Here is a 12,981-nt window from a genome sequence, read left to right on the forward strand (position 1 = left end):
ATGGCCATTAATGCAATCAGTGCCGAGCTTCTCCTCAGTTGCCGCCAGCTACAGCCCAAAGCATCCGATTTCCTGATGCTTGGCCGGCAGTGGTTGCGGCTCTCAGAACCCCAGGCCGAAAGGCTGTCGCAGGAGCACAAAATCAAACTCCAAGACCTGGCCGATCCGAAATTCAGCGACACTGTCTATGCCGAGCCATTGCTGACTAGGGTCGGATTCCAGCGCGTGGAGTCACTCGACGCCACCGCCTATCAGGGAGCCGGTCTCGTTCATGATCTGAATCTTCCATTGCCCGCTGAAAAACGGGAGCAATGGGACTGGGTCTTTGATGGCGGGTCACTCGAGCACGTTTTTGATTTTCCCGCCGCCATTCGCAACTGTTCCGCACTGCTGCGTCCGGGTGGACTCTTCATCACCATGTGCCCGGTGAACAATTGGATGGGCCACGGCTTCTATCAGTTCAGCCCGGAGTTGTTCTTCCGTGCGTTTGCTGTTGAGCATGGTTTTCAGGTGAAGTTCGCCGCACTGGCCTCCCACGGTCCCCCCGAGACTTTTTACTCGTTGCGCGATCCGGCCGAAACCGGAAAGCGTGTTCAGTTCAATCCGCCCGGTCGCCTGAGCCTTCTGTTTGTTGCACAAAAAAGTGCAGGCGCAAACATCACCGAAGTCCAGCAGAGCGACTATTCCGAACGCTGGGCTCAGAACGATGAGACCGGCAGTGTGAAATCCGCAAAGCAGGGCTCGCGTCTCGCCGCAGTCGTACCGGCGCCAATTCGAAAAGTGCTCAGCCAGTGGCGTATCAAACAGCGTCGCCTGCGCGAGAACACCCGCGGCATTGACCAGTATAAAACCTTGGCTGCCGCATGGGCCGCGAAACGATGAGTTCCAGCCGCAAACTGCGCATTCTTTTTCTCAGCAGCCATTATGGCATCGGCGCTGCCGAGAGTTTGTGGCTCCAAACAGCCGCCTGCATGGCGCGCGCCGGTCATGATGTCACCGCGGCCGTCTGCTGGCAGCGCTGGGATCCTGCTCGCGTAAGCGAACTGCGGGAACTCGGGGTGCCGGTAAAACGGCTCGTTCATTCGCTGCCAATGCAGCGTTTGTTTCGCCCTTTCTTTGCCAGGGGAAAAGCGGAGCAATCGCTCGTTCGTCGGCTCACTTCCGGCGCTGCCAAGCCTGACTTGGTGCTTGTTTCCCAGGGCAACGATCACTCCTGCCTGCCTTGGCTGGAAGCGCTTCAGACGGCTGGTATTCGGACCGCTGTTGTGACCCATGGCATTGTTTCCAGCGACTGGCCCAATGACCGTCAGGCCGAGCGCTTGCGTCGGGTTTTCAGCCGTGTTGCCGCGAGCTTTTGGGTGTCGAAAGGAAATCAATCCGACTTCGAAATTCAGATCGGCCAGCGTCTGCCGCAGGGCTGCTTGGTCTGGAATCCCATCAAAGTGAAACGCGAACCTTTGCCTTGGCCTCAAACGCACGATGACTGGCGTCTCGCCTGCGTGGCACGCATACAGACCCGGCCAAAAGGACACGATTTGCTGATACAGGCCCTGGCCGGCCCGCAATGGCGTGACCGCAATTTGACCTTGTCCATCTTTGGGGAAGGGGAAAACAGGCAGGGATTGGAGCGCCTGGCCGTCATGCTTGGCATTCCGGACAAGGTTCGGTTTCCCGGCCATGTGGAGTCCGTGGAGGAGATTTGGCGTGACCATCACATGATTGCCCAGCCTTCCCGCAACGAGGGCATGCCTTTGTCTCTCATTGAGGCTTTGATGTGTGCTCGCCCCGCGCTTGCCACCGATGTCGCTGGCCATGCGGAAGTTGTCAGGGATGGACTGGATGGCTTTATTGCTGAAGCGCCCTCCGTGCGTCACATCAACGAAGCGTTGGAACGTGCGTGGCAGCGCCGTGCTGAGTGGCAGCAGATGGGCATCAATGCGGCAAAGAATCTTCTTCAAATAATCCCGCCAGACCCTGTGGAGGCCTTCGCCGAAAGTCTTTGCCGGCTGGTCACCCCTGGCGAACCAGTTTCCGATACAAAGCCGCGTAACTCTCCAGCGTAAGGTTGAGATCGAAATGCCCGCGCGCTCGTTCAAGGGCGCTTGCTCCCACCCTGAGTTGTCTGCCTCTGTCATTCTGAAGTTGTGCCAGACCTTGTTCCACTCCTGCGACAGAACGCTCGATGATTTGATAATGCTCCCCGTCCTTCCCCAGTTCGTCTTCCGGAAAACCTTGAAATCGCGTCAGGAGGCAAGGCAGCCCGCTCGACATGCCTTCCAGGACAACATTGGGGACCCCTTCCTTGGCCGAAGGAAGAATCAATAGATCAGCAGCCCGCATCCAGAGCTCGATGTTCGGGCTGTGTTCATGGTGGATCAGTGTTCCGCTGGTGACCAATGGAGCCATCAAACGGCGCAGCTTCTCCTGGAACAGACCAAGTTCTTCCCGTTGGTCGGTTTTCACAATGGTCGGGCGGTCAAAGGCGCCCAGCATCACAAGCACTCCCTGGCTTCTTGCTTTATCAATGCGGCTCCAGGCTTCGACCAGCAAGTGCGCCCCTTTTCGTTCCGTCATGGTGCCTACAAACAAGACCACCCAGGCGTTTTCTGGAAGGTTAAGTTCCTTTCGCAGGGCCCGTTTCACGTCGGTGTCAGCAGCCGGGCGAAATCTCGAAAGGTCCACGCCGTGTCCGATCTGATGCACTCTGGATGCCGGCACTCCGGCTTCGACAAGCCACTGCATCATGGCTTCCGATCCAACCACGGCTGCCGCAAAAGGTCGGAAAAGCTGTCTCAATCGCCAGTCTCTCAGCCAGCGGCGCAGCATACCGGATTTGGTAGACTCATCTTCATTCATCGTGCCCAGATAGACGACCGGAATGCCTTGCCCTGAAATTCGACTGATATGTTTTACGGTGTGGGTGCCAAGCAGGTTCGTTTGCAGCACGCGCCGTCCGGCTGGCAGTTCGCGCAGGCATGTCTCTGCCTGCCTGAAGAGGCTGATGTCTGCGTCCTGCGGTGAACCTGCTCTTTCCACGCGGATGATTTCTGTCCCATCCTCAAGTCGCTCCGTGCGCGGCAGCCCTTCACGCCAGAAGCAGACCACATGCATCCGCACACCACGAAGCGCCAGACCTGGAGCATAACGGCGCATTCTTTCTGCGGCCCCTGCGAGCGTAGGCCAAAATTGGCGCATCAAAAGACATACGTGAACAGTTTCTTCTGGCATAGTTTCTTCTATCACGCACTGATTTAATACCTGCCAGCGAATTTTGCCGCCGCAGCTTTCTCCCTTATGACAATCCTTCCCGCATCTGTTGGCCAATGGTATTGGAAAGTGCTTTCCTCCTACAAGGTCAACAAGGCTTGCACATGGATTCAGGGAGCGTTGAGCCCGTGTAAAAATCCCCGCATCGTCTGGGTGTTTGGGTGCCAGCGTTCAGGGACAACAATGCTTCGCAACTTCATTGGCTTTGATTCGCGGGTCAATGATCAGGGGGAAGGGGATCCGCCTTTCTTCAGGCAGTTGCCAGTCGAAGATCTGCAGTACCTTCGTCTGCATCCGGACGAGGAGGTGGCTCGCCTCCTTGCAGCTCAGCGCAGCCAGGTGGTCCTGCTCAAACCACTGCATGACAGCCAGCGTGCAGCAGCGCTCCTCAATACCTTTCCAGGATCAAAAGGAATTTGGATCTTCCGCCACTATCGTGAGGTGATTCTGTCCCATCTGACCTATTATAAGGGGCGCTACGAAGCGTTCCCGTATCTTCGCGATTTGTTTGAATTGAATGAGCAGTCCTGGAAGGCGGAGGGATTGGGCGAAGAAATGCGAAGCTACATCCTGGAAAACAAGGGCTTGGCCACCACGCCGACCGCTGCATTTGCGTTGTTTTGGCTGGCTCGCAACTCGCTGCTGTTTGACCAGGAGCATCCTGACTTGATGACGGTCAATTACAACTCGCTGGTCGAGCAGCCGGGCAAATCTCTCGAATTGCTCGGCAAGCACATTCAACTCGATTTGAATGATGCGTACGCCCGTTTTCCCCAGCGGTTTGACCGTGAACGCCCTCTGCCCGATCCCATTCCCGCTCCCATCTTGGATGCTTGTGAAAAGATGTGGGAGCGGTTGAAGAAGCGCTCCGCCATCTAGCTTGGCGTAAAAAACTGGAATAATCTTGGCGCAGGTTTGCGGGACAAGAATTTTTAGACTTCAAAAGGCTGTTGAATAACACATCAAATCTACCGGTGGTGCAGAAAGAACGTTTCCAACTGCTGCATCTATTCCGGGCGCTCGCTACTCTGTTGATCGTTTTGCACCATGTGAACATCATGGCGGCCAAGAATTATGGAGTCCATTTGCTGCCAAATGCGTTCGATAAGTCAGATTTTCGCGTTGACTTCTTGTTTGTCCTGAGTGGTTTTATCATCACCTGGCTGTATGCAGATAAATGCGGCGGAGCTGGGCAGGGAGGGGTGTTTTTGCAAAAACGACTGACGCGTGTCTATCCGCTGCTTTTCACTCTGACATCCCTCAAGCTGCTCTTTCTTCTGCTGGTGCCGGCTGGCCGTTTGCTGCATGAGACCATTTCTCTTAAACTGGTCCTGACATCCTACCTCATGCTGCCGACCGATGGCTACCCGCTGATTCTGGGTGCATGGATAATGCCGTTTGAAGTCTGTTTCTATGTTCTTTTCGCCATAGCGATCTCTACAAATGCTAGAGTTGTGTTCATCGCATGCCTGCTTTGGACAATCGAAATTGTCGGATTTCATCTTGGCGGATTTGCGGAGTCCTATTCCGTAGTCCCCTTTTTCATGAGCATGCGTCATGTTCAAATCATGGGTGGCGTTGTCACGGCTCTTTGGTTGCGGCAGCATCCCTCGGCGCGTTGGACGCATCCTTTGTTGATCACCTCCAGCCTGCTTTTCGCCATTGGATTCACCTTTGGCGAGGAGCTGCAGGAAACCAGCAAGCTGATCCGCCGTGGCTGGTGGCTCGTTACATTTGCATCCTTGATCGCGGGCTGTGTGCTGCTTGAGAAGCAGTTCTCCAAGCCGCTGCGTTTGTGGTCTTGGTTGAACAGCCTGGCCGATTCTTCGTACTCCATCTTCTTGACTCACAGCCCCTTGCTGCTGCTGGGGCTGAAGGGATTGCATCAGATCCACGCGCTGTCTGGCCCTCTGCACTATCTCTGGATGCTGGGGCTGGCCGTTTTGGCGACTTTGATTGGTGTCTCGTGTCATTACTGGTTGGAGAAACCTTTGATCGGTTGGCTGAAGTCCGCGGGTCATCGAGGCCATTGATTTCATTTCGAAAACACATACCTCCCACAGTTTTAAATTCCGAGGCCACAAACATGCTGCACACTGAACATTCATGAGCCAATCTCCCACTCGTCAAAATTTCTCTTTGGGGCGTCTTTTCCTTCCCGCCGGTATCAGGCGGCGTTTCGAGTTGGAACGGTACCATGTCTGTGAATTCGTGCGGCGCGAAGCGATCCCTGCTTTTCACTCCGGCATGCAGGTCCTGGACGCTGGCTCTGGGCGGCTGAAAGAGCAGGTCATGCGCGAAGAACTCCTGGCCTCCGGCGCCACGCTCCACACGCTTGACTTCTGCGCAGGTCCCGGAGTTGACTTCGTCGGAGACGTTTCCGATCTTCCTTTCAAGGATGCCAGTTACGACGCTGTCATCTGCACCCAGGTTTTGGAGCATGTGAAGTCACCGCCGAAAACAGTTTCGGAACTCGTTCGTGTTCTGAAGCCGGGTGGAATGCTTTACCTCACAGCGCCTCAGTCGGCGCCGCTGCACAATCTGCCATGGCACTTTTTTAACCCGACTAAGCTTGGCATGCAGATGCTGCTCGAAGATCTGGGGATGGAACTGGTCACAATCAAGCCTCAAGGCGGGCATTTCAGCCAGCTCGCCACCGTTCTTCATTTCACAGTGCCAGTGCTTCAGCAGTCCAGCCTGCCAAAGATCGTGAAGTTCCCGGCCGAACTGGCGGCACGATTTCTGTTTGGTTTCGTTGCCAAGCTGGTGTTGATACCCTTGGATAGATTTGACACCCAGTGTAAAAATGCGGGCGGGTGGTGCTTTGCTGCACGAAAGCCACAGCATTCGTCCAGCACACCTTCTTCATGAGCCGGTTGCTCAGACTTTTGCCCGAGCGGCTGCAGGATGACCTGATGCACAGTCGCACCTTGCGCAGTATCTGCGCGCGTGCCGCGGTGGTCGTCGCAGGCGTCGTGCCCGGTCACCAGAGGAAGCTGCGTTGGTTGACCCGGGCCCTCGAAATGAGCGGTTCGTTAGCATTCCATCAAAGCATTGCCTCACGTCTCCTGCAGCAAGGTTTTTTCGACCAGCGCGCTCCATGGGTGGAAACCGTCAAATCCAGCGGTCGCTACCGCGAGCATTTTGGACGCCGCTCCACGCTGAATCGCAGCGTCATCCTCAAGGCACCGGGGGCCGATGGTGAAAAAGGATTGCTGCTGATGACCTTTGAATACAACTGGGCAAGGTTGTGTCTCGGCCTTAGCGAAGAAGAACTGGCATGGATGGCGGCCAACTTCAATTTCGTGTTCTCTGCCAGCTGGTCGCCGACCGACTACGCGGTCTTGGGTTTGGTCGTTGCCTGCTTCCCTGGAACTCTCTTCGTTCAAAGCTGCAACTACGCCGAACGCCAGCTCATCGAAGCCTTCCATCCCCGGCTGCGCTGCCTTGAAACTTTGCCCTGCGATTGGATCAGCCCCGGCTCCCACAATCCCAAGCCCTTTGCGGAGCGCAGCATTGACCTGCTCATGGTGGCCAACTGGGGCCGCTTCAAGCGCCACTGGGAGTTCTTTGAAACCCTCGCCCAGTTGCCAGCAGATCTTAAAGTGCATCTGATCGGTCAGCCTGCCGAAGGTCGCGACAGCAATTTCATCCGTCAGCTTGCCAGACAAAAAGGCGTGCCTCAGCAGCTCACCATTCACGAACGTCTGCCGATCCATGAAGTGGCGGCGCTGCAGTCGGACGCACGTGTCTCCGTGATCATGAGCCGGCGGGAAGGCTGCTGCGTGGCCGCCGTCGAATCACTCATGGCTGGCTGCGCTCTTGCCATGCGTGACGACGCGCATGTGGGGCCGGTGGAGTACATCAATTCTCGCACTGGTGTCCGGTTGCGCCCCGGGCATCTTGCCGAAGATCTCCAAAACCTGCTCCAGCGCGCTCCTCAGACTGAACCACGCGAGTGGTGCTTGCAGAATGCCTCTGGCGACCCTTCTTGGCAAAAACTAAACCGCCTCATCCGCGAGCATGAAATTGCCAATGCTCGCCCTTGGACTCAGGACCTCGCCGTGCCCAGCTGGCGTCCGCATCCCACTTTCCGTCTTGTTGAGGAGCAGCAGCGCCTTCGCCCCATCTACCAGGAGCTCCACTCGAAATTCCCCCGGGTTTTCGCCGAAGATCTGGCGGAAAACAGCTGGAAATAAAATTTTCATCCCATCGCACATCCATGTCATCCTCTAACATGTCCAACAAACTCGATTTAACACCTGCCGCCTGCCCGGTTTGCAGCACCTCCGTCAGTGCCGGATTCTCCGTCGAAGGTGTTGGGACATTCCACCAGTGCGGGAAATGCGGCTTCATTTTCGTCCCCGAAACCAAAAGCGAAGACGCGAACCTGTACGATGAAAAGTTTGGCTCGACGAACATTCACCCCACCTATCGCAAGACCGCAAATGGCTACATGATCAAGAATGAGGAAAAGCTGAAGGCTCTGCTCAAAAGGTTTCAGCCCTGGCACAAAACAGGCCGCATTCTTGATGTGGGATGCAGCGCTGCCTTCTTCATGCACCTGGCTCAGAAAAACGGCTGGCAGGCCGATGGCGTCGAGATCGCTCCATGGGCGGCCGAGTTCTCTAACAAGGAGCTGGGTGTCCGCGTTTTTTGCGGCATGCTTGAGCAGGCGGCCTTTCCCGATAACACCTTCGATGTCGCCTTCAGCAGTCACGTGCTGGAACACATCGCGGATCCAAAAACACTGCTCCTCGAGATGAAGCGCGTGCTTCGCCCTGGTGGCTTGCATGTGTCCGTCGTCCCCACCCAGTTCGTCTCTCCAAGCTGGCGCTTGCAAAAACGCTTCATTGGCGATCCTCCGCCAAAGCACGTTTCCTTTTTCGACAAAAGCAGCTTCACCCGCCTCGTTGAGGACGTCGGGCTGGAAGTTGTGAGCATTGAGTACAATGTGGAGCTCACGCGCCTCTATGAACTCACGCTCGACCGAGAGGCCATGAAAAAGCGCTGGCAGGACAAGCTCGCCGTGGCGCAGCAGGCGTCCCCCGCGCGTCCCCAAAGGCTGCCCGGCTGGGCGAAGGCGTTCGCCAAGAGCGGTGTTAATTTCGTCGGAAATGCCCTGGGTGCCGGAGACGAACTTCTATGCCTTGCAGTGAAGAAGTAAGAGTCGAACTCCCCGTCTTCTTTCCACGCCAAAATGCTGCCATCTGAATCGCAAGCCTCCCATCGTCCCATGCGGATCCTGGAAGTCGTGGACACATTGGACGCCGGCGGCATGGAGAAACAGTTGGTCGCCCTGATGAACAAGCTGGGGCAGGGGGAATTTGAGTTCGAAGTCTGCTGCCTCAGGCATCCGGGCGTCCACGCTGCCAGCCTCAATGCCGTTCACCCGGTTCATGCCCTCGAAAAAGCGGAAGGCTTCCACCTAGGCGTTGCATGGCGTCTGAACAGGCTGATCCGGCGCGGCTTTGACCTGGTTCATACTCACAACATGGCGCCCCTCATCTATGCGTCCATCGCCACTCTTGGCGGCACGATATGCCCGATCTTCCATGGCGAGCATGCTCAGTTCACTCCATCGGATGCGAAACAGTGGCGGGTTTTGCAGCGCCAGTTATTGTACCGTGCCTGCAAGGCCGTTCACACCGTTTCATCCCAGCAGTGCGAGGAACTAATCAAGATGCGCATCAAGCATCCCGCCCTGATTCCTCTCATCAACGGAGTGAACATCACGAACTTCCGGCCTGCCGCCGACGCTTCTGAAAAAGCAGCTCTCCGCACTGCTCATGGCATTCCCTGGCCCGACTGCAAATTGCTGGGAATCGTCGGGCGTTTCGGTTCCTTCAAGCGCCACCTCGAGCTGATCGAGGCCTTCGAAAAGATCGCGCCTGCGCATCCCGACTGCCGGCTGATCGTCGTTGGCGATGGCGGGCCAAACAAAGACCGCGTATTGGAAAAAATGCGAAACTCTGCCTTGGCGGAGCGCATGCACTGGTGCGGTCATCAGCAGAATGTCGCCCCATACATCAGGATGCTTGATCTCCTCGTCGTTGCCTCGAGCAATGAGGGCCTTTCGAATGTCACCCTCGAGGCCCTGGCCTCCGGCGTACCTGTCCTCAGCAATAAAGTTTGCGGAGCCGATGAACTCATTTTGCCAGGGCAGGGTGGATGGGTGAAGGATGTTTCTACGATCGATCACCTGGCTGAGGCGCTCCACGATTGTGTCAGTCTCTCCAGCTCCGAACTGCATTCTGTCGGAGACCTAGGCAGACTGCGGGCCGAAACCCTGTTCTCCTGGGATGCAATGGCGCAACGGTATGCTGACCGTTTGAAATTGCTGACAGGGCGGGCATAACTGGCGTCCCGTCCGTCAAAAAGCCGTCCCTTGGAAGGGTAAAGGCAGGTTGTGCGAGAAGTGCACAACCGGACATAAGTGTGGGCAAGGGGGGGGGACTTGTGATCGCAAGCCCTACTGCCGGCAACTTGCGTCAATTCCCGCCATTCTGCAGCCTTTTGTGCTGTTGATGGCGGGCATGCGCACTGCGCGATCGCGATTCTCTGCGGACACTTGGCCTTGATAATTGAAGGCTCTCTCATGCCCGCGCATGGGAAATTCTAGAGGCGCGCCGTATTATTGCGCCCCAGGCCGCCCCACTCGTCTCCTGGACACCACTGGCCTGCATTGGTCCTAGCCAGGAGCGGGCCTCGGCTTTTGGTGTGCCAGGAAATAAGATGGTGAGCGGGCGTAGCCTGCCGCAGCCCCCGCCTCCCTCCGGGCAAAGATCCCGCGCAGCCATGCGCGACCGCCGCTCCCCTCTCCTTCAGGCGTAGGGGGGGGCCTTCGCAGGAATTTCCAAACGAAGGTGGCGCTCAACTCCAAAATGCCATCAGGCATTACCTGTCCCCCCTGACCCTGACGACGCGTCTCGGGACCAATGGTGAAACCCTTTATGTGCCGCCAAGACATGGGCATTTTTCACATTGTTATTAGAGCAAGTTTCGGGCAGTCTTTTAAATCTGAAGCCCTGTGCTTTTAAGTAAATATGCTGGTTGATTTGGGGTAATGACTCAAAAATAGAGCGGAATTGGACCCTCAAAATGCCGATTTGACGAAAAAAAAGAATAGCAAAAGGTGGATATGGATTGTTCAGGAATTCCTTTCGGTTAAAACGCCACTTCACGGTATCATTTAGCTCGTCGTAGCCAGTGATCCGACCCTCCATGTCGGGCTGAACGACGGAATCACTTGGCAGTCAGTTGCACATGGGCGAGAGAGCCTGATCTCCTGTTCCTGTCGCGCAGGGACTTTCGAGAGAGCGTTCGGCAGTTGGATGCGGCAAGGGATGCCCGAGCATGGAAGATGTAAATACGCATTTAGGAGCACAAATCTGCACAAAATTGCGGTGGGTTCGTATAAATTTGGCGCAAAAGTAGCTTGCAACAGCGTTGTGATTTGCGAAGTATGAAAGATGTGCTTTTCATTCAGGATGAACCTTTACCCCTTTTGCTAGTTCAATGATGGATTGCTTTACTCACAAACCGGAACCTCGATTCTGACCGAGCCATGAAGCGTTTGTTTCTTAACATTCTCAACGCCTCCCCCCAAAACACTTCCGATCTAGTAATTTTACTTGTCGTGGGAGTTTGGGCGGTGGTTTGGCTTCTGCTGGTTGTGGATGTCACGAAAAGAAGCGAAAGCTTTTTTTGGAAAGCCACTTGGCTTGTTTTCTGCTCCGTGCCGCTGCTCGGAGGTTGCTTATATTCGATTCGTGAATTGGTGAAGGCTGATTGGTCGTCTGCATTTTCGATCCGTCGCCATGACGCGAAATCCAAGACTGCGAAAAATAAGAAGTAAACAAAACTTCGTTTGTAGCCTTTGAAAAACTCAGCTAAGCAAAATCGCCTAAATTATTCTTCACGATGAGGCTTCAAACATTAATATATTGGTGCGTATCCATAGCGTCGCTGTCGGCGGTGGCATCCGCTCAACAGCCACAAAGAAGGTCCTCGCCTCCGTCGTACGGTGGCGATTACGACTACACTAGGAACGGATACTATCGCAGCGCTACAGATCCCGCTGTCAATGCAATCTTCGACACACTGGGCACCGCTTCAGGCGCTGTCTACGATACGCAGAACGTTCTCAATCAGGCGACTTCTTTCGCGCTCTGGAGAAGCGAGAATGGCAGCAATGGCACGGCTGTCTCCGGCGGTATTGGATTGCAGCTCCGCGGGCCATTTCAAACCCAGGCTCTGCTTGCGCCTCAGTCAGCGCGCAGTCGTTGGATGTGCTACAAGCTTGGGCCTTTCTACATCGACAATATATCGGCCAATGCAGGCATGATCTACTCTGACTACCAGGGATTGTCCCCCTATGGTGGTTTCAGCGGTGTGCAGGGTTCGGACAACTGGGCCGCAATTGTGGGCCTGAGTGCACGCATTTCGTTCAATATCAGCGACCGGTTTGCCTTCACTGCAAGCCCCTATGTCTACTGGCTGCCCCTCACGGGTCAGGTGGGATGGGCTGTTGGATTTCCGGGTTACGCATTGTTCGGCGGTCAGATTGCTCCTCGTGCCCTCTTTGAGACCGCTTATCGTATTCCAATTGAGAACGGCATGGAGCTTGCGTTCTCAGATCGTTTCTCTGCGGTTTTCCTGCAGTCCAATCTGCTGAACGAGTCAATGCTCTATCAGTTGAACTTCATGGACACCACCCCGCTTGATCGCGCTGGACGCTATCAGTTTGGTGTGGGTGCGGTGCCGTTCGACTCGACCGGAAATCCTAATTTCTCCCTCAATAGCCGTCCTTTCAGCAGCGACCGGTTTCTCTATCAAAACCAGTTTAGCTCGGTTCTTCGTGCCAGACTCTCGGAGAATGTTTATTCCAATACTTACTTCAATCGATACGACTGGTGGAACAAGAACCTGGATCACCTGAACGCTTGGGACACCTTTGGGACCGTCATCATGAGGCAGGGGCCTTTCCTTTCGCCCTACGTCATGTATGAGGCGAACATACAGGAGCAGACAAAGGTTGAGTATCACCAGGCGTTGGTCGGGGTGAATGCGAATCTGAACTCCAATACCATTGCTTACGCCCAGGGGGGCTGGTTGTGGTCTCACAGCGGCGCCGCAGCCGTCAACAAATCTTCTGACACTTGGATCGCGCAGGCCGGCTTTCGCCAGCGCATTGGGCCCTACACCGTTCATGGATTTGATGCAGGCCGAATGCCCTTTCAAGGCGGATTTGGTGGCGCGCGTTACGTCAGCAATTTCGTTCGCTACTACGTTAGCCAGCAGCTCGGTGCACGCATCTCCTCGAACTTCTACATTGAGAAAGCTGACCTGACGGCCATCGGTCAGGACAAAGGTGACAGGCAGTTCCTCACTGCGGGTGTGATGACCAGCGTGCGACTCTCGGACAGGTCCAGCCTCGGGCTCCTCGTCTCCTATGACAATGTGGTTCTCCCTCAGATCAATCGTGGCTGGCAAATGTGGACCTACCGCGCCATCTACATGCGGCAGTTCTCGGACTCCGTGCAGGGACAGATCGCATACCATTATCAGCAGGCGGGTGCTGGTCGTTCTCCCTTGGACCACTTCCAAGAACACTTCCTGTTTATCGGAGCCACCAAGCGCTTCTAACAGGTTGAAAATTAGGGCTTGTTAAGCACGTTCTGATGTTGCGGACGTGATCGTTCGCGTTATTCT

At 55.5% G+C, this 12,981-nt stretch carries 11 protein-coding genes; 10 read left to right on the plus strand and 1 reads right to left on the minus strand.

Annotated features, from left to right (window positions below):
• Both ACILSO_RS06040 and ACILSO_RS06045 read left to right on the plus strand, forming a co-directional pair.
• A complete protein-coding gene (locus ACILSO_RS06040; RefSeq protein ID WP_395736473.1) occupies positions 1-882 on the plus strand; it encodes a class I SAM-dependent methyltransferase in 882 nt (293 codons plus the stop codon).
• Complete coding sequence (locus tag ACILSO_RS06045) at positions 864-2,063, plus strand: glycosyltransferase family 4 protein (RefSeq protein WP_395736474.1); 1,200 nt, start codon at positions 864-866, stop codon at positions 2,061-2,063. Before ACILSO_RS06040 ends, ACILSO_RS06045 begins: the two co-directional genes overlap by 19 nt.
• Here ACILSO_RS06045 and ACILSO_RS06050 read toward each other — a convergent pair.
• Complete coding sequence (locus ACILSO_RS06050; protein WP_395736475.1) at positions 2,011-3,228, minus strand: glycosyltransferase family 4 protein; 1,218 nt, start codon at positions 3,226-3,228, stop codon at positions 2,011-2,013. The two genes, ACILSO_RS06045 and ACILSO_RS06050, sit on opposite strands and share 53 nt — an antisense overlap.
• Positions 3,229-3,294: 66 nt before the next feature.
• Here ACILSO_RS06050 and ACILSO_RS06055 point away from each other — a divergent pair, with 66 nt between their 5' ends.
• The 8 genes from ACILSO_RS06055 (at position 3,295) to ACILSO_RS06090 (ending at position 12,915) form a co-directional block, all read left to right on the plus strand.
• Positions 3,295-4,146, plus strand: a complete 852-nt coding sequence (locus ACILSO_RS06055) for a hypothetical protein (RefSeq protein ID WP_395736476.1) — start codon at positions 3,295-3,297, stop codon at positions 4,144-4,146.
• A 98-nt stretch (positions 4,147-4,244) separates the two neighbouring features.
• Complete coding sequence (locus ACILSO_RS06060; protein WP_395736477.1) at positions 4,245-5,300, plus strand: acyltransferase family protein; 1,056 nt, start codon at positions 4,245-4,247, stop codon at positions 5,298-5,300.
• A 73-nt stretch (positions 5,301-5,373) separates the two neighbouring features.
• The gene (locus ACILSO_RS06065) at positions 5,374-6,138 is read left to right on the plus strand and encodes a class I SAM-dependent methyltransferase (protein ID WP_395736478.1); all 765 of its coding nucleotides are present in this window, start codon (positions 5,374-5,376) and stop codon (positions 6,136-6,138) included.
• Positions 6,135-7,466 carry a glycosyltransferase gene (locus ACILSO_RS06070; protein WP_395736479.1) on the plus strand — a complete coding sequence of 444 codons (1,332 nt, stop codon included), beginning with the start codon at positions 6,135-6,137 and terminating at the stop codon, positions 7,464-7,466. Before ACILSO_RS06065 ends, ACILSO_RS06070 begins: the two co-directional genes overlap by 4 nt.
• A gap of 23 nt (positions 7,467-7,489) precedes the next feature.
• Positions 7,490-8,434 (plus strand): class I SAM-dependent methyltransferase, encoded by a 945-nt coding sequence (locus tag ACILSO_RS06075; protein WP_395736480.1) that lies wholly within the window; start codon positions 7,490-7,492, stop codon positions 8,432-8,434.
• 96 nt (positions 8,435-8,530) lie between these two features.
• Positions 8,531-9,625, plus strand: coding sequence for a glycosyltransferase (locus ACILSO_RS06080; protein WP_395736481.1), 1,095 nt, complete (start codon positions 8,531-8,533; stop codon positions 9,623-9,625).
• 1,209 nt (positions 9,626-10,834) lie between these two features.
• Entirely contained in the window at positions 10,835-11,125 is a 291-nt protein-coding gene (locus ACILSO_RS06085; RefSeq protein ID WP_395736482.1) for a hypothetical protein, read from the plus strand.
• A gap of 485 nt (positions 11,126-11,610) precedes the next feature.
• Complete coding sequence (locus tag ACILSO_RS06090; RefSeq protein WP_395736483.1) at positions 11,611-12,915, plus strand: hypothetical protein; 1,305 nt, start codon at positions 11,611-11,613, stop codon at positions 12,913-12,915.
• The last annotated feature ends 66 nt before the right edge of the window (positions 12,916-12,981 follow it).

The organism is Prosthecobacter sp., from assembly GCF_044226605.1.
Lineage (GTDB): Bacteria > Verrucomicrobiota > Verrucomicrobiia > Verrucomicrobiales > Verrucomicrobiaceae > Prosthecobacter.